Source organism: Mesorhizobium sp. M2A.F.Ca.ET.042.01.1.1 (assembly GCF_003997405.1).
Taxonomy (GTDB): domain Bacteria; phylum Pseudomonadota; class Alphaproteobacteria; order Rhizobiales; family Rhizobiaceae; genus Mesorhizobium.
The window spans coordinates 76,723-93,671 of record NZ_RZRX01000001.1 but is presented as its reverse complement, the minus strand read 5'-3'; the positions used below and the strand labels follow the sequence as shown (position 1 = coordinate 93,671).

Annotated in this window: 16 protein-coding genes and 1 riboswitch; of the genes, 5 read left to right on the top strand and 11 right to left on the bottom strand. The window is 63.3% G+C overall.

Annotated features, from left to right (window positions below):
• Positions 1–62 precede the first annotated feature (62 nt).
• The gene (araD1, locus tag EOA23_RS00425; protein ID WP_127302507.1) at positions 63–1,058 is read left to right on the top strand and encodes an AraD1 family protein; all 996 of its coding nucleotides are present in this window, start codon (positions 63–65) and stop codon (positions 1,056–1,058) included.
• Positions 1,059–1,220: 162 nt separating this feature from the next.
• Here the strand turns inward: araD1 and EOA23_RS00420 are convergent, their stop codons facing one another.
• Positions 1,221–2,315 (bottom strand): 2'-deoxycytidine 5'-triphosphate deaminase, encoded by a 1,095-nt coding sequence (locus tag EOA23_RS00420; RefSeq protein ID WP_127302506.1) that lies wholly within the window; start codon positions 2,313–2,315, stop codon positions 1,221–1,223.
• 116 nt (positions 2,316–2,431) lie between these two features.
• A riboswitch (SAM riboswitch) is annotated at positions 2,432–2,509 on the top strand.
• Between the two features lie 56 nt (positions 2,510–2,565).
• Here EOA23_RS00420 and EOA23_RS00415 point away from each other — a divergent pair.
• Complete coding sequence (locus EOA23_RS00415; protein WP_127302505.1) at positions 2,566–3,756, top strand: O-succinylhomoserine sulfhydrylase; 1,191 nt, start codon at positions 2,566–2,568, stop codon at positions 3,754–3,756.
• Between the two features lie 34 nt (positions 3,757–3,790).
• Here EOA23_RS00415 and EOA23_RS00410 read toward each other — a convergent pair whose 3' ends face one another.
• On the bottom strand, positions 3,791–4,933 hold the full coding sequence (locus tag EOA23_RS00410; protein WP_127302504.1) for a ceramide glucosyltransferase: 1,143 nt from the start codon (positions 4,931–4,933) through the stop codon (positions 3,791–3,793).
• Between the two features lie 276 nt (positions 4,934–5,209).
• Here EOA23_RS00410 and apaG point away from each other — a divergent pair, with 276 nt between their 5' ends.
• The gene (gene apaG, locus EOA23_RS00405; RefSeq protein WP_042641259.1) at positions 5,210–5,602 is read left to right on the top strand and encodes a Co2+/Mg2+ efflux protein ApaG; all 393 of its coding nucleotides are present in this window, start codon (positions 5,210–5,212) and stop codon (positions 5,600–5,602) included.
• A gap of 241 nt (positions 5,603–5,843) precedes the next feature.
• On the opposite strand, the gene EOA23_RS00400 is transcribed toward apaG, so the two are convergent.
• The 3 genes from EOA23_RS00400 to EOA23_RS00390 form a co-directional block, all read right to left on the bottom strand.
• Positions 5,844–6,653, bottom strand: a complete 810-nt coding sequence (locus EOA23_RS00400; protein WP_245473920.1) for an Hsp33 family molecular chaperone HslO — start codon at positions 6,651–6,653, stop codon at positions 5,844–5,846.
• A gap of 147 nt (positions 6,654–6,800) precedes the next feature.
• Positions 6,801–7,712 (bottom strand): ornithine carbamoyltransferase, encoded by a 912-nt coding sequence (gene argF / locus EOA23_RS00395; RefSeq protein ID WP_127302502.1) that lies wholly within the window; start codon positions 7,710–7,712, stop codon positions 6,801–6,803.
• A 16-nt stretch (positions 7,713–7,728) separates the two neighbouring features.
• Positions 7,729–8,928: an aspartate aminotransferase family protein gene (locus EOA23_RS00390; protein ID WP_127302501.1), complete on the bottom strand. Its 1,200-nt coding sequence runs from the start codon at positions 8,926–8,928 to the stop codon at positions 7,729–7,731.
• Between the two features lie 357 nt (positions 8,929–9,285).
• Between EOA23_RS00390 and EOA23_RS00385 the strand changes: the two genes are divergently transcribed.
• On the top strand, positions 9,286–9,804 hold the full coding sequence (locus EOA23_RS00385) for a GcrA family cell cycle regulator (protein WP_042641251.1): 519 nt from the start codon (positions 9,286–9,288) through the stop codon (positions 9,802–9,804).
• Positions 9,805–9,918: 114 nt separating this feature from the next.
• Here EOA23_RS00385 and EOA23_RS00380 read toward each other — a convergent pair whose 3' ends face one another.
• The 3 genes from EOA23_RS00380 to EOA23_RS00370 all read right to left on the bottom strand — a co-directional run bounded on the left by EOA23_RS00380 (position 9,919) and on the right by EOA23_RS00370 (position 13,106).
• Positions 9,919–10,923 (bottom strand): magnesium and cobalt transport protein CorA, encoded by a 1,005-nt coding sequence (locus EOA23_RS00380; protein ID WP_127302500.1) that lies wholly within the window; start codon positions 10,921–10,923, stop codon positions 9,919–9,921.
• An 86-nt stretch (positions 10,924–11,009) separates the two neighbouring features.
• Positions 11,010–11,732 (bottom strand): phosphate signaling complex protein PhoU, encoded by a 723-nt coding sequence (phoU, locus tag EOA23_RS00375; RefSeq protein WP_127302499.1) that lies wholly within the window; start codon positions 11,730–11,732, stop codon positions 11,010–11,012.
• Positions 11,733–11,840: 108 nt separating this feature from the next.
• Positions 11,841–13,106 carry an ATP-binding protein gene (locus tag EOA23_RS00370; protein ID WP_127302498.1) on the bottom strand — a complete coding sequence of 422 codons (1,266 nt, stop codon included), beginning with the start codon at positions 13,104–13,106 and terminating at the stop codon, positions 11,841–11,843.
• A gap of 201 nt (positions 13,107–13,307) precedes the next feature.
• On the opposite strand from EOA23_RS00370, the gene ppk2 reads away from it, so the two are divergent.
• Positions 13,308–14,213 carry a polyphosphate kinase 2 gene (ppk2, locus tag EOA23_RS00365; protein WP_127302497.1) on the top strand — a complete coding sequence of 302 codons (906 nt, stop codon included), beginning with the start codon at positions 13,308–13,310 and terminating at the stop codon, positions 14,211–14,213.
• A 68-nt stretch (positions 14,214–14,281) separates the two neighbouring features.
• On the opposite strand, the gene EOA23_RS00360 is transcribed toward ppk2, so the two are convergent.
• The 3 genes from EOA23_RS00360 to EOA23_RS00350 all read right to left on the bottom strand — a co-directional run bounded on the left by EOA23_RS00360 (position 14,282) and on the right by EOA23_RS00350 (position 16,691).
• A complete protein-coding gene (locus tag EOA23_RS00360; RefSeq protein ID WP_127302496.1) occupies positions 14,282–15,031 on the bottom strand; it encodes an enoyl-CoA hydratase-related protein in 750 nt (249 codons plus the stop codon).
• Between the two features lie 14 nt (positions 15,032–15,045).
• Positions 15,046–15,684: a GNAT family N-acetyltransferase gene (locus EOA23_RS00355; protein ID WP_126079353.1), complete on the bottom strand. Its 639-nt coding sequence runs from the start codon at positions 15,682–15,684 to the stop codon at positions 15,046–15,048.
• 275 nt (positions 15,685–15,959) lie between these two features.
• Positions 15,960–16,691: a LuxR family transcriptional regulator gene (locus EOA23_RS00350; RefSeq protein ID WP_126064819.1), complete on the bottom strand. Its 732-nt coding sequence runs from the start codon at positions 16,689–16,691 to the stop codon at positions 15,960–15,962.
• Positions 16,692–16,949: the final 258 nt, after the last annotated feature.

Here is a 16,949-nt window from a genome sequence, read left to right as displayed (position 1 = left end):
CTCCACGCCGCGATGGGTAAGGCTTGCCCGCGGGCGGCCGCTAAATGAGAGAGGATTCGAACATGCTGATCTCCCAGATCCTCGACGACGCCGAGACGATCCGCGTCGTCGCCCGCAACGGCGGCGGCAAGACCAGGGTCATCAATGGCGCGCGCAGCGTCTATTCGCTGGCGATGGAGGCCGCACGCACGGGCATCGGCCTCGAAGCGCTGATCGAGCGCAAGGGCTATGGCGAGACGGTCGATCTCGATGCCGCCTACAAGAGGGGCCGGCTGGTCTCGCCGATCAACCATCCGGACCCGGCGCATCTGCATCTCACCGGCACCGGGCTGACGCATCTCGGCTCCGCGGCGACGCGCGATTCCATGCACAAGAAGCTCAGCGAGGGCGGCGAGGAGGAGCTCACCGATTCCATGAAGATGTTCCGCATGGGCCTCGCAGGCGGCAAGCCGGCCAAGGGCCAGGTCGGCGTCCAGCCGGAATGGTTCTACAAGGGCAACGGCACGATGGCGGTGGCGCCCGGCGCGCCGCTGATGTCGCCGGCCTTCGCGCAGGATGGCGGCGAGGAGCCCGAGATCGCCGGCATCTATGTCATCGGCGATGATGGCGCGCCGTTCCGCGTCGGTTTCACGCTGTCGAACGAGTTTTCCGACCACGTCACCGAGCGGGTGAACTATCTGTTCCTCGCCCATTCCAAGCTGCGCAACGCCTCGTTCGGCCCCGAGATCCTGATCGGCGACCTGCCGGCCGACATCCGCGGCGCATCGCGCATCTGGCGCGACGGCAAGCTGCTCTGGGAAAAGCCGTTCCTGTCGGGGGAGGCGAACATGTCGCACACCATCGCCAATCTCGAGCACCACCACTTCAAATATTCGGCCTTCCGCCAGCCCGGCGACGTGCATGTGCATATGTTCGGCACCGCGACGCTCTCCTTCGCCGACGGCATCAAGACCGAGGCCGGCGACACGTTCGAAATCGAGGCGCCGGATTTCGGCCTGCCGCTGCGCAATCCGCTGGAGATCGAAAAGCCGGTGAAGGTGGCGGTGAAGGCGCTGTAGCGCCGATCTCCCCCCTTGAGGGGGAGATGTCGCCGAAGGCGACAGAGGGGGTCGCTGCGCGTAGAGCGCCAACCTCCTCGCGTCACAGGACGTCGCGCTCCATGTGAGACGACCCCCTCTGCCCTGCCGGGCATCTCCCCCTCAAGGGGGGAGATTGGCAGCTCAGCGCGCGGTCCTGAAATGCTTGGAAAGCTTCAAGCCCTGCGCCTGGTAGTTCGAGCCGAGGTCGGTGCCGTAGAGCGCCTGCGGACGCTTCAGCATGTGCTCGTAGACGAGGCGGCCAACGATCTGGCCGTGGTCGAGGATGAAAGGCACTTCGTGGCTGCGCACTTCGAGCACGGCGCGGCTGCCGCTGCCGCCGGCGGCGGAGTGGCCGAAGCCCGGATCGAAGAAGCCGGCATAGTGGACGCGGAACTCGCCGACCAGCGGGTCGAAGGGCGTCATCTCGGCGGCGTAGAGCGGCGGCACGTGCACCGCCTCGCGGCTGACCAGGATATAGAATTCGTCAGGGTCGAGCACGATCTCGCCGGCGCCGCTCTTGTAGATCGGCTCCCAGAAATCGACGACGTCCTGCGCGGCGCGCTTGTCGACGTCGACCAGGCCGGTATGGTGCTTGCCGCGGTAGCCGACAAGCCCGTCCTTGTCGCCGTCGAGATCGATGGAGAGCGCGATGCCGCCACCGGAAATATTGGGCGGCTCGGTGGCGACCAGCATCTCGGCACGGTGAAGGTCGCGCAGCTCGCTCTCCGAAAGCACGGCATTGCCGATGCGGAAACGGATCTGCGACAGCCGCGAGCCGGCGCGCACGACGATCGGGAAGGTGCGCGGGCTGACCTCGAGATAGAGCGGCCCGTGATAACCGGCGGCGATCTTGTCGAACTCGTGGCCGCGATCGGTCATGACCCGCGTGAAGATGTCGAGGCGGCCGGTCGAGCTCTTCGGATTGGCCGAGGCCGAAACCTCGGCCGGCAATGCCAGGCTTTCCAGCAAAGGCACGATATAGACGCAGCCGGTTTCCAGGACCGCGCCGCCGGTGAGGTCTATCTCGTGCAGCTTCAGCCGTTCGAGCTTGTCGGCGACCAGATGATCGGGCCCCGGCAGGAAGGAGGCGCGCACGCGATAGGCCTTGTCGCCGAGCCTGAGATCGAGGCTGGCCGGCTGGATCTGGTTGGTGTCCAGCGCACGCGGCGACTTGAGCGCGTTCGCCTTGAACAGCGCCGCGATGTCCTGATCCGGAAGAATGCCTGTCTGCCGCAAAGGCTGGCTCCGTTCACAAGGCCGGGCGAGGACCCAAGCAGGCTGTTGCCGTCCGGCTGGTACAAACCTCTTAATGAAGCCGGCAATTGACGCAAGCGCGGCGGTCATTTAAAGGGTCGTTATCCCGTGGTGATTTGGCCGGTCGGCTTGCAGCCACGTTAAACAAGTCGCTAAAGGACCGTCGAGCCGCAAGGCTGTATGGACCGGTTGCGACTTCGCGGCCGGTTTTTTTGTGTCTGGAAGCAGGGCTATGAGCACCAAGAAGCGCAACTGGAAACCTCAGACAGCACTCGTGCATGGCGGAACGCTGCGTTCCCAGTATGGCGAAACCGCCGAGGCGATGTATCTCACGCAGGGCTATGTCTACGAGACGGCGCAGGCTGCCGAGGCCCGTTTCAAGGGCGAGGAGCCCGGCTTCATCTATTCGCGCTACGCTAACCCGACCGTCGACATGTTCGAGAAGCGCATGTGCGCGCTGGAAGGCGCCGAGGATGCCCGCGCGACAGCCTCCGGCATGGCCGCAGTTTCCGCTGCCCTGCTCTGCAGCGTCAAGGCGGGAGATCACATCGTCGCGGCGCGCGCGCTGTTCGGTTCCTGTCGCTGGGTGGTGGAGACGCTGGCGCCGCGCTACGGCATCCAGGCGACGCTGATCGACGGCACCGACATCGCCAATTGGGAAAAGGCGGTCAGGCCGAACACCAAGCTGTTCTTCCTGGAAAGCCCGACCAATCCGACGCTGGAAGTGGTCGACATCGCCGCTGTCGCCAAGCTCGCCAATTCGATCGGCGCGCGCGTCATCGTCGACAACGTCTTTGCCACACCGCTGCAGCAGAAGCCGCTGCAGCTCGGCGCTCACATCGTCGTCTATTCGGCGACCAAACACATAGACGGCCAGGGCCGCTGTCTCGGCGGCGTCATCCTGTCGGACAAGAAATGGATCGACGAAAACCTGCACGACTATTTCCGCCACACCGGCCCCAGCCTCTCGCCGTTCAACGCCTGGACGCTGCTCAAGGGGCTGGAGACGCTGCCGCTTCGCGTGCGCCAGCAGACCGAAAGCGCCGGCAGGATCGCCGATTTCCTGGCCGGCCGGCCTGAGATCGCGCGCGTCATCTATCCGGGCCGCGCCGATCACCCGCAGGCCGATATCGTCAAGAAGCAGATGTCCGGCGGCTCGACATTGATCTGCCTTGACGTCAAGGGCGGCAAGCAGGCGGCCTTCGCCTTCCAGAACGCGCTCGACATCGTGCTGATCTCCAACAATCTCGGCGACGCCAAGAGCCTGATCACCCATCCGGCGACGACGACGCACAAGAACCTGAGCGACGAGGCACGTGCCGAGCTCGGCATCGGTCCCGGCACGCTCAGGCTCTCGGTCGGCCTGGAAGACACCGACGATCTGCTGGACGACATCGAGCAGGCGCTGAAGGCGGCAAAATAAGCTGGAAAATATCGCGGGAGATCGCTCAGACGATTCAGGCGATCTCCTTGAGTTCTTTCAGCTCGCGGGTGCGGATTGTCATCGCATTGCCGCGCCACTCGACGGCGCCGCCGAACCAGGCGCGAGCCCAGATGGCGGGCAGCATGGCGTCACGCACGATCATCGGGGTGACGCTGCGCGGCGACAGGTACCAGCCCTTGGCAGCGGCCAGCAGGCATTCCGGCAGGTAGGCGATCGCCAGCACGCACAAAGCCGTGCTGGGCAGGCTGACGCCGGCGCTTGCCGCGGCAATCAGCGCCAGCAGCAGCGGCATCGCGGCGCCTGTGAGGATCTCCGGGGCGAAGAACAGCGGGAACGTCACCCGGCGCAGCCGCGCCCAGCGCGTCTGACGCGACCAGATCTCGGCGAAGCTGCGCTGTCCAAGCGGCTGCTCGAAAGGCGAGGCGACGAGATTGACGCGCAGGCCCAGGCTGTTGACCAGCTTGGTGGCGGCCGCGTCCTCGGCGATCTCGGCGGCCAAGGCCTGGATGCCGCCATTGGCGTCCAGCATCGGCTTGTTCCACAGCATGCTCTTGCCCTGGGCGAAGCCGAGGCCGAGCGCCTCGCCGGCATATTGCCAGCGCGCCTGCAGCGTGTTGAGGAAGGCGCATTCGACTTCGGCCCAAAAGCCGTCCGGCCGCGAACCGATCGGCGTCGAGCAGACGAGGCCGGTATCCGGGCGCCATGCCGCCATCAGGTGCTGGACATAGTCCCTCGGCATCAGCACGTTGGAATCGGCGAGGACGACCCAATCGTGCCGCGCCGCCTGCCAGCCCTTGACGCAGTTGTTGAGCTTGGGATTGGCGCTGATATGGTCGTCGCCGATCAACAACCGCGCCGGAAGCTTCGGGTGGCGCGCGATCGCCGCATCGATGAGCCTCACTACCGGGTCCTCGGCATGCGCGACGCAGAAGATCAGCTCATAGCGCGGCCAGTCGAGCGAGAAGGCGCGCTGAAGGGTCTCCTGCGTGAACGGCTCGACGCCGCGCGAAGGAACGATGATCGAGACCGGCTGCGCGCCGACGGGCGGCGCAATGACATGTCTTCGTTTCAGCCGCGACGCGGCTAGCAGGATGCTGGCGAGGTTCGAGAGAAGAAGGGCTGACGAAGCCAGGCCGGCTGCGATAGTCAGTTCCATCGAGATCTGGTCACCCTATCTCTTTGTTTTCACGCAATTCCGGACGGAAAACCGCTCACACTTTTCCTGGAATTGCTCTTGGCCGCATGCGGCGGTTTCATCAGTCACAGAGCGCCCGAGTCGCCCGGCACGGTTTGTGCACACCAACATTGTCATGTGTCACTTAAATGACATTGTTTTTCGCCACGTGCGCTACAAGGCTGGCAGAATGGTCGGCGCTGCGCGTCCAACAGGGAAGCGCGACGAAATGTTCCGCCGTGGCAACCGGAGTGGCCCATGTATCGCGCAGTGACGCGCAACATCGAAGTGCTGGTCAGACCCTTCTATCTGGAGGATAGATCCGATCCGTCGGAGAACCGCTATGTCTGGGGCTATCAGGTGACAATCGACAACCGCTCCGACGATTTCGTGCAGCTTTTGTCGCGCTACTGGCACATCACCGACGGCCAGGGCCGTGTCGAGGAGGTGCGCGGCGCTGGCGTCGTCGGCGACCAGCCGGAGCTCAATCCCGGCGACAGCTATCAATACACGTCAGGCTGTCCGCTCTCGACACCGTCGGGCATCATGGTCGGCCACTACACAATGCGCAACGGCCGCGGCGAGACGTTCGACATCGCCATACCGGCGTTTTCGCTCGACATGCCGGGGACAAGGCGGACGGTGAATTAGAGAACTTGGGTTCCTCACCCCCGCAAAGCGGGGGAGAGGTGTCCCGGCGAAGCCGGGACGGAGAGGGGGACGACCTACGCGAGGCCAAATCTCCGCGGAGGGATTGGCGCGGGAGCGAACACGAGATATGCGCTCAGGCGTCTTTGGACAGCGGGTTACCAGCTATGCCAAAGACCCCTCTCCGTCCCGGCTTCGCCGGGCCACCTCTCCCCACTTCGTGGGGCGAGGAACCGGAGCTTTCTTACTCCGCGGCGAACTCTGCCGGGTCGAAGTCGTATTGCGTCGAGCAGAACTCGCAGGCGACATGGATGCCGCCCTCCTCGGTCGAGTCCTTGATCTCCTCAGCCGAAAAGCCTTGGAGGATGCCGTGGATCTTCTCGCGCGAGCAGGAGCACTGGTCGTCGACGGGCACGCTGCGGAAGACGCGCACGCCGTGCTCGTGGAACAGCCGGTAGAGCAGCCGCTCGGCGCCCACGGTCGGGTCGATCAGCTCGGTCGGCTCGATAGTGCCGAGCAGCGCCAGCAATTCCTGCCAGGAATTGTCGGCCGGGTGGTCTGTCAGCTCGCGGTCGTCGCCGTCGCCGCCCGAAATATCGGGAATGCGCATGCGCTCCGGCGCCTGAGGCAGGAACTGCGCCAGGATGCCGCCTGCCCGCCACTGCTCGTGTGCGCCGCCCGGGCCGGGCGTGACCAGCTTGGCAACCGACATCTTGATATCGGTCGGGATCTGCTCCGACTGGCGGAAATAGGTGCGCGCGGCATCCTCCAGCGAGGTGCCGTCGAGCTGGACGATGCCCTGGTAGCGCTGCGTGTGCGCGCCCTGGTCGATGGTCAGAGCCAGGACGCCGTTGCCGAGCAGAGCCTGCTGGCGGGCGACGGGCTCGGGATAATTGTGGCGGCTCAAAATAGCGTCGAGCATCGGCCCGAGCTGCACGGTGCGGCCGCGCACATCAAGCGGCGCGACCTCGTAAGGCACGACGTGGTCGTCGCCGGCGAAGCCGAATTCACCGAGTTGGGGTTTATGCTCAGCCAAGGTCTGGGTTTCCAACATGACAAAACTCCGGGGCGCAGCCATGCAACCCGATGAGCCGCATGCGTCGAAGCGCGTTCAATTTACGTGATGGCCCGCAAATAGGCATCACCTGTCCCCAGATCAAGTTGACCCCAATCTGGCCGGAAGCGGTCAGGTCCGCCCTTCTCAAGCGCCCAGGCACCAGGCCAGCACCGCCTTCTGGGCGTGCAGCCGGTTCTCGGCCTCATCGAAGACCACCGAATGCGGCCCGTCGATCACCTCGTCGGTGACCTCTTCGCCGCGATGCGCCGGCAGGCAGTGCATGAACAACGCATCGGGCTTGGCCTTGGCCATAAGCGCCGCGTTGACCTGATAGGGCAGGAAGACGTTGTGGCCGCGAGCGCGGTGCTCCTGGCCCATCGAGACCCAGCTGTCGGTGACGACGCAATCGGCCTGATCGACGGCTTCCTCGGCGGATTTGGCAAACCGGACCTTGCCGCCGTTGGCTTTCGACCAATCGACATATTTCTCGAAAGGCTCGCTGCCTTCCGGCACCGCGACATTCAAGTTGAAACGGAACCGGGCCGAGGCTTCGAGCAGCGAGTGCAGCACATTGTTGCCGTCGCCGGTCCAGGCAAAGGTCTTGCCGGCCACCGGGCCGCGATGCTCCTCGAAGGTCATGATGTCGGCCATGAGCTGGCAGGGATGCGTATCGTCGGTCAGCCCGTTGATGACCGGAACCGTGGCGTTCTCGGTGAGCTCGATCAGCCGGTCGTGCGAGGTGGTGCGGATCATGATGGCGTCGACATAGCGCGACAGCACTTTCGCCGTGTCGGCGATGGTCTCCGAGCGTCCGAGCTGCATCTCGGTGCCGGTCAGCATGATCGTCTCGCCGCCGAGCTGGCGCATGCCGACATCGAAGGACACGCGCGTGCGCGTCGACGGCTTGTCGAAGATCATGGCCAGCACCTTGCCGTCGAGCGGTTTTGAGCGCTCACCCGCCTTGAGCCTGGTCTTTCGCGCGATCGCGTCGTCCAGCATGATGCGCAGGTCGCCCGCCGAAACGGCGGATAGATCGGTGAAGTGGCGGACGCTCATCGGCAGGTTCCAGAACTTATTTCGCGGCTTCGGCCGCTATCGCGTCGGTCAGCCCCTTGGCGCCGCCGCGGATGCGCTTCAGCGCCTCGCCGATCTCCTCGTCGGTGACGGTGAGTGGCGGCAGGAGGCGGATGACATTGTCGCCGGCCGGCACGGCAAGCAGGTGCTGGTCGCGCAGCGCCATGTTCACCTTGGTGTTGGGCATGGCGCATTTCAGGCCGAGCATCAGGCCGGTTCCCCTGATGCCTTCGATGACCTCGGGAAATTCGTCCGCGACCGCCGCAAGGCCCTGCTTCAACAACAGCGCCTTGCGCTGCACGTCCTCGAGGAAGCCGTCGGCCAGCACCACGTCGAGCACGGCGTTGCCGACCGCCATCGCCAGTGGATTGCCGCCGAAGGTGGTGCCGTGCACGCCGGCGGTCATGCCGGTCGCCGCCTCATCCGTGGCGAGGCAGGCGCCCAACGGGAAGCCGCCGCCGATGCCCTTGGCGATCGCCATCAGGTCGGGCGTGACGCCGGCCCATTCATGCGCGAACAGCTTGCCGGTGCGGCCGATGCCGCACTGGACTTCGTCGAAGATCAGAAGCAGGCCGTGCTGGTCGCAGAGCTGCCGCAGCCGTTTCAAGGACTGCGTCGGCACCGGGCGTATGCCGCCCTCGCCCTGCACGGGCTCGATCAGTATGGCCGCGGTCCCCGCCGTGATCGCCTTTTGCGCGGCATCGATGTCGTCGAATGCAATCTGGTCGAAGCCTTCGACCTTGGGCCCGAAGCCCTCGAGATATTTGTACTGGCCGCCGGCGGCGATCGTCGCCAGCGTGCGGCCGTGGAAGGCGCCTTCGAAGGTGATGATGCGAAAACGCTCGGGATGGCCCTTGACGAACTGATAGCGCCTTGCCGTCTTGATGGCGCATTCCAGCGCCTCGGCGCCCGAATTGGTGAAGAACACCTTGTCGGCAAAGGTGGCATCGACCAGCCGCTCGCCCAGCCGGCGCTGTTCCGGGATCTCGTAGAGATTGGAGACGTGCCAGAGCTTGGCGGCCTGTTCGGTGAGCGCCGCGACCAAATGCGGATGGCTGTGGCCCAGCGAATTCACCGCGATGCCGCCCGCGAAGTCGAGATATCGCTCGCCCTTGTCGGTGACCAGCCAGGTCCCCTCCCCACGGTCGAAAGCCAGGGGTGCGCGGGCAAAGGTCTCGTAAAGCGCCGAACCGCTCATTATATGCGTCTCCGGAACCGGAAATCAAAAAAGCCGCCAATGCGGCGGCCTTTGCGGCTTATCATGTTTTTCGGCCATGAAGTCAACGAAAACGTCACGCAGAAGCGCGTGGCAAGCCCCGATGCCACGCCGGCCCATCAGCGGTCAGGCAAGTTGGGGAAAACCGTAAAAACCGAATCAGTGTTGCCTTTGGGACTCTTGTCACCGAGTCAGCGCATAAGGTAATTGTAGTCGAGAAATAACTATATTTCGTGCGGCGGACCTAAATCACCCGGTACATGTGGTGTCGTTTGCCCGGCGAGAGCCGGCTCGGGAGAGGATTCTGGCTGCCGCACGCATTAGCAGGAGCGCGGTCTCATGAACTGGACTGACGAGCGGGTAGAACTTCTCAGGAAATTGTGGTCGGAGGGTCTGAGCGCAAGCCAGATTGCCGCACAACTTGGCGGAGTGAGCCGCAATGCCGTCATCGGCAAGGTGCATCGCCTGAAGCTGTCGGGCCGCGGCCGCGCGACGGCTGCCCCGGCGCGCCAGAAGAAGGCGACGCAAGGCGCCTCGATGCAGAAATCGGTGGCCCGCGCGGCGAGCCCGGCGCGCCATGTGACCGCCACCATCGGCGCCACCGCGCTGCAGGTGCAGTTCGACGCCGAGCCGGTCGCGCGCCACTACATCCGCCCGGTCGAGAATGTCGTGGTTCCGATCTCGCGCAACCTGCAGCTCGTCGAGCTGACCGAACGCACCTGCAAATGGCCGAATGGCGACCCGCTTTCGGAAGACTTCAGCTTCTGCGGCAACGACGCCGCCGAAACCGGACCGTATTGCAAGTATCATTCCCGGGTTGCGTTCCAGCCGGCGGCGGAAAGACGCCGCGCTCGCTGAATAGCGAATAGCGAATAGCGAATAGCGAATAGAACGGCTTGGCTTCTGTGACAAGGAGCAAGCCGTTTTTTGTTATTCCCTATTCGCTACTCCCTATTGGCTATTCGCTTCCGCTCACAGCCACCCATTCTTCTTGAACCGCCAATACAGGAACGCACAGATCGCGGCCATCACCAGCAGGATGACGGGATAGCCATATTCCATCTTCAGCTCCGGCATGTCGGTGAAGTTCATGCCGTAGATGCCGGCGAAGGCGGTGGGCACCGCCAGGATGGCGGCCCATGAGGCGAGCTTCTTCGAGATCGCGGTTTCCTGGCTCTGTCCGACGAGAAGGCTGGCTTCGAAAGCGAAGGCCAGAACCTCACGCAGGGAGTCGATCTTTTCCTGCACGGTGCGGATGTGGTCGGTCACATCGCGAAACAGCGGATGCATGGCGGCATGGATCTGCGGCAGGTCGGCGCTGGTCAGCCGGCGGCAGACCTCGACCAGCGGCAAGGCCGCATTGCGCAGCCGCAGGAGATCGCGGCGCAGCATGTAGAGGCGCTCGATATCGGAACCAGTCATCGGCTTCAGAAGCACCTTGTCCTCGATCGCCTCGACCTCGTCCTCGATCTGCTCCAGCACCGGCATGTAATTGTCGACGATGAAATCTAGGATGGCGTAGAGGACGAAATCCTCACCCTTGGCCAGTGAATGCGGGCAGCTTTCCCAATGCTGGCGCACGGCGGCGTAGGAGGTCGACGGGCCATGCCGGACGCTGACGATGTAGCCGGTGCCGACGAACAGATGCGTCTCGCCGAAGGTGACGCGGCCGTCGATCAATTGCGCGGTGCGGGCGACGATGAAGAGGGCATCGCCATATTGCTCGATCTTCGGGCGCTGATGCGGATGCTCGGCATCCTCGATCGCCAAATCATGCAGGTGGAATTGCGCCTGCACCCTGAGCAGAAGGTTGCGGTCGGGCTCGAGCAGGCCGATCCAGACGACATGGCCGGGTTTGGCCGCCCATTCGCCGGCCTGTTCGATCGCGATGTCGGCGACGCGCTTGCCGCCCAAATAGACGCTTGACGCTATGATGCCCGACGTTGGGGCCGGGGTCAGGTTTCGAACTTGTTCCATCGCAAACCTCCCGAGACTGCGACTGACAATTCGTCGTGCCTGGAAGAGCTTAGCCTAATTTAGGAAGCCGTTCGAGAGGCGCCCGTTCACTTAGCCGGCACCGTGCCGGGCAACACGACCTTGTCGGTCTTGTCGCCCTTCGGCCGGTCGGCGGGCATCTGGTCGCCGGTGACGATGTAGTAGATGGTCTCGGCGATGTTGGTCGCATGGTCGCCGATGCGCTCGATGTTCTTGGCGCAGAACAGAAGATGCGTACAGGGCGTGATGTTGCGCGGATCTTCCATCATGTAGGTCAAAAGCTCGCGGAACAGCGAGGTATACATGGCGTCGATCTGGTCGTCCCGATCGCGCACGAAGCCGATCCTCTCGACCGAGCGCGAGGCGTAGACGTCGAGCACTTCCTTGAGCTGCGTCAGCGCCAGGTTGGCAAGCGCCTCCAGACCGCGGAAAAGGCTGTTCGGCTGGCGCCCGTCGACCGAGGCAACGCGCTTGGCGACGTTCTTGCCAAGATCGCCGACCCGCTCGATATCGGCCGAGATGCGGATCGCGCCAACGATCTCGCGCAAATCCGTCGCCATCGGCTGGCGCCTGGCGATGATGATGATGGCCTTGTCGTCGATCTCGCGCTGTCCCTCGTCGAGGACGATGTCGTCCTGGATGACCTTCTGGGCAAGGCCATGATCGACATTGACGAGGGCCGCGACAGCCTGTTCGACCATGCGCTCGGCATGGCCGCCCATCGCCGCGATGCGCTTGGACAGGAATTTCAGCTCTTCGTCATAGGCACTGACTGTATGCACGGACTGCATCGATATGCCTTCCCGGTTTGTGCCGGCTGGTGCGTTCCCTCAATCTGTCGCTGATACGCGAACCGCATGACAGAAAGAAGAAAATCTCGGTTGGCAACCGGTACACGATCAGCGAGCCGGCAAATGAACCGTGAACGCCGCACCCTTGCCGACTTCCGACTTGATCGACAATCTTGCGTTATGACGGCTCAATATATGCTTGACGATCGAAAGGCCAAGCCCGGTGCCTTTCTGGGTGCGGCTGTTTTCGACATCGATGCGGTAGAAGCGTTCGGTTATGCGCGGGATATGTTCTTCTGCGATGCCCGGACCGTAGTCTCTTATGGTGACGTCGATGCCTGGGTCCTGACCGTCCTCGACGCGTGCCATGGATACGGTCACGCGTCCGCCTGACTGGCCATATTTGCAGGCATTCTCCAGGAGATTCTCGAAAACCTGGAAGAGTTCGTCGCGGTCGCCGGGGACGGAAACCGGACCATCGATGAAGTTCCGCTCGATGACGATGCCGTTCTCGCTGGCCAGCGGCCCTAGCGAATCGATGACGCTGTCGATCGTCTGGCGAAGATCGACCGCCGTGCCCGGCCTCAGATAAGGTTTCATCTCCAGTCGCGAGAGCGAGAGCAGATCGTCTATCAGGCGGGCCATGCGTCCCGTTTGGTTCTGCATGATCTGCAGGAACTGGTCGCGCGCCGCCGGATCGTTGCGGGCCGGACCGCGCAGCGTCTCGATGAAGCCGGCGATCGAGGCGAGCGGCGTGCGCAATTCATGACTGGCATTGGCTATGAAGTCGGCCCGCATGCGGTCGATGCGGCGCGTCTCGCTCTGATCCTTGAACACCAGCACATAAAGGCCTGTGGCATGGCCGACCGTTGACGCGCTGACCCTGTATGTCCGCTCCACCGGCAGCTTTTCGGTGTAATCGACCGCATCGGCCGCGACCTCGCCCGACAGGATGCCGTCCAGCAGCGCCTGCATTTCCGGCGCGCGAAACTTCAACGCCAGAGACATGCCCGGCGCCAGGCCGCCGAAGGCGGCGAAGGCGGCGGCGTTGGCGTGAACCATCGCGGCGGAATGGTCGAAAATGATCAGCGGATCGGCGACCGCGGCCGCCAGATACTCGCCGGAGAGCCGCTGCAGTCCGCTGGCCTCGATCGCCGCGCCTGTATCGGTCGACCGGCGCTCGGCGTCAGCGGGCAGCATCGCCGCGGCGGCCAACAGGGCCAAAGCCGGCACCAGCACGTAGATTGAAGCGTCGGCGAAAGAATAGACAGCGATGACCGCGAGCACGCCCGCGGCAAGCAGCCAGCGGTTGCGCCGAAGCCGCGCCGCCAAGGCTTGCCCCCTGCTGTCCTGCCCCGCGCCGGTCTCTGCCATAGGCCCGTGCTACCCCGCATCCCGCCGACCGGTCAGCGGCTCGCTGGACCGGCCCGGCGCATGGGCTTCTTGAAAATCGGGATCGATTTTCGCGAAGGTTCATGCGCAAAATCAAAGTGCTACGGCGTGCATGCGTCCGGAGGGGCGCCACGCTGCACAGGCTCCATAGCATGAGTCCGCAAACTGGAAAGGTTCGTCCGGATGAAAAAGGCCAAGGAAACGGCTGAAGCGGTGCCAGCCACGGCGCCGATCAAGATCAAGATCGGCGGCAAGGAGCGCGAGTTCGACGTCGACAATCCGGTGCTCCCTGACTGGATCGTGGACAACAAGCTCACCGCCGGCGGCTATCCGTACGACAAGAAGATGAAGGACGAGGACTACGAAAAGGAGCTCGAAGGGCTGCAGATCGAACTGGTCAAGGCGCAAGCCTGGCTGCAGGCGACCGGCAAGCGGGTGATGGCGCTGTTCGAGGGCAGAGACGCGGCCGGCAAGGGCGGCACGATCTTCGTGCTGCGGCAGTACATGAACCCGCGCACTGCCCGCAACGTCGCGCTGCCCAAGCCGACGTCGACGGAGACCGGGCAATGGTATTACCAGCGCTATGTCGACCATTTCCCGACGTCAGGGGAATTCGTCACCTTCGACCGCTCCTGGTACAACCGCGCCGGTGTCGAGCCGGTCATGGGGTTCTGCACGCCGGAGCAGCAGGAGAAATTCCTCGACGAGACGCCGCATTTCGAGCGGATGATCTGCAACGAGGGCATCCATTTCTTCAAATTCTGGCTGGACATCGGCCGCGAAACGCAGTTGGAACGGTTCCATGACCGCCGCTGGTCGCCGCTGAAGAACTGGAAGTTCTCGCCGATGGACATCGCCGGCGTCAGCAAATGGGACGACTACACCAAGGCGCGCGACAAGATGATCAAGCGCACGCACAAGGAGTTCTCGCCATGGATCATCGTGCGCGCCAACGACAAGCGCCGCGCCCGGCTTGCGGTGATCCAGCGTATCCTTCTGTCGCTGCCCTATGACGGCCGCGACCTCGGTGTCATCGGCAAGCCCGACAAGAAGATCATCGGCGAAGGGCCCGCCTTTCTGAAAGACTAAATCAATTCCGTAAGTTACAGCGCCGCGCGGCTTTCGACTCGCGGCGCTGAGACTTTCATGCCGGCCGCTCAGGCGGCCAGGCGGGCGATCCGCTGCAGCCGCTTCAGCGTGGTGTCATCCTGAAGCGCCTGCTGGAACAGCGTGATCTCGTGGTCGATACGATCGCACAACACCGCCGTATCGCCCTTGAGAAGGCTCCGCGTCTGCAGCAATGCCGCCACCGGCTTCTTGGCGAGCTGTTTCGCCCTCGCCAGCGTCGCTTCCTCGGCGCTGCCTTGCGTCACGATCTCGCCGACAAGGCCGAGGGCCTTGGCGTCCTCGACGCCGAGCGTGTCACCCAGGCAGAAGAAGCGGAAGGCGCCTGCATAGCCGAGCTTCTGGGGCGCCAGGATGCTGGTCGCCGCGTCCGGCACCAAGCCGAAATCGACGAACGGCACCCTGAAGGTGCTGCCCCTGGACGCGATCACCATGTCGCAATGGAACAGGATGGTGCAGCCGACGCCGACGGCATCGCCGTCGACACAGGCAAGCACCGGCTTGGGGAAGGTCGCCAGCATGCGGAACATGTCGGTGACGGCGGCGATCAGTTCCCGGTGCTTGGTGGCGTCGAGGAACTCAGAAAAATCGCCGCCAAGGCAGAAGCATCCGGCAAGGCCGCGCAGCATGACGACGCGGACCTCGTCATTGACGGCCGCCTCGTGGAAGGTCCTGGCAAGGCTCGCATAGGCATGCCGATCTAGCACCGGCCGACCGTCATGCGAGGATACTGTGACGACCAGCGTATGGCCGCGCAGTTCCGGTTCGGGATGGAAGCTCATGACCATCTCCCCGCTCACGACGCCTGCTTCAGGCCGAGCAGGCCCGGATAGCCCCGGTTCAGCACCGGCAGGAAGTGATTGCGGCGGGCTCGCACGACCTCGAGCGTGTGCTCGGTGAAGGTGAGCAGGGTCGCGACGACCTGCTGGTTGCCATAGGTGCGCTGGTAGCCCAGCGGCTTTGCCAGGAAGTGCAGTTGCAGGGCTCTCAGCACCCACATCGGCTCGAACTCGATGATGACCTGGTTGACGTTGCGCTTCAGGCCCCATTCGACGAAGCCGGCGATCAGTTCGGTGCCGACCGTCGAGACGCCGCGCTTGCCGTCACGAAAACCCGGAGCCACCGCGTAGCGGGTCAGTTCCCACACATTCGGTCCCGAGGGGGACTGCCCTTCGCAGAGATCGGACAGCACGTCCGTCAGAAGATGCGGCCGCGTCGTCGGCAGCATGCGCTGGTAACCGGCCAGTTCGCCGTTGCGGATCACAAGATGGTGTTCGGCCTCGTCATGGTCGAACTGATCTATCTCGAGCTGGTCGGGACGGTCGAGATCGGTCCATCCCATCTCCTCGACGAAGATCTTGTAGCGCAGGCGATGGACGGCCTCCCAAAGGTCGGGGCGTTCCATCAATTCCTGAGTGGTAAGGGCAAAAAGCATTAGCCGTCTCCTGGGCTTAAGAGGATGATACGGCCGGGCTTTCCCCAAAATATTACGCGAACGCGTAGGCAAGAATTCTAGGCCAGCACGGCCGATCCGGCTAATATATCCGCGCCTAATCGCCTCCGCGACAGCCTGCACACGGTTGGCGGTGCCCAGTTTGATTTGGCGTTAAGAAATCATTAGCCCTCTCCCAAGAGGGAGATTCGGCTGCGCTTTTCTGGAAATATCACGTGATCGCGTAGGCTGAAATTTTCCAGCTCGGCACGGCCGACCTAGCTAATATAGCCACGCCTGATCGCTTCAGCGACTGCCTGCACCCGATTGGCTGCGCCGAGTTTGCTCTTGGCGTTGAGAAGATGTTTCTCGGAAGTATGTTCCGAGATGCCTAAAATTTGAGATATCTCCCATTCGGACTTGCCAACGGCCGCCCATTGCAGGCATTCCCGCTCACGTGCCGTCAATTCTATATGATCGACGACGCTGTCGGCCTTGGTGTGCAGTTGCATGGCGCGGCCGATCGCATAGGTCGACGCCAGCGAGACCATTCCGAATTCCTGGTCCGACAGTTCAACGGATTCACCGCCCAGCGAGACCATGACGATCTGGCCGTCGAGCGTCACCAACGGAAACGCAAGACCATCGCGCAGCTTGAACTGGCGCGCGTCGCCCATGACCTCGTCGCTGCTCTTGTCGATTACGGCGTTCTTGGACGCGTCCCGCCATTGGAACGGCGCCTGAAGCTGCTTCATGTGACTGACGACCGGATCGTGGTCGACATAGTTGCGCGCCACGTAGCGCTCCAGCCATTCGCCGGGCCAATCGCAAAGCATCACATGCTGTTTCTGCCGGCCGCGTGGCGTGCCAGGTTGCGGCACGGTTCCCGCCATCAGGGCGGTCAGGCCGAAATTCGAAGTGACGCCCAGCAGCCTCTCGCAAACCGCCGCCGCGGTGCCAGCATTCTGCAACTGGTCAATATATTCCAGAGTTCTGTCAAACAGGCCCATCGCAACATCTACCCCATGTTGCTTCTGCTTTTTCATTGCCGATAGTAGACGCTCGAACACCCCTTCGCCATCAACCACGGGTCGCAATGATCTCCGCAAAGCCGGTAGCTTCCCCCTTCCGGCGCGCAGGGTCGTTTGCAACGGGTTGAACCATACGCTTAATTTAACCGCTTGAAATCAAAAACCGTTGTGCCTGCATCATTTTCATACGAAAAGCCTGCGAACGGGGACGAGGGCGGAGCCATATCGTGATCTTGC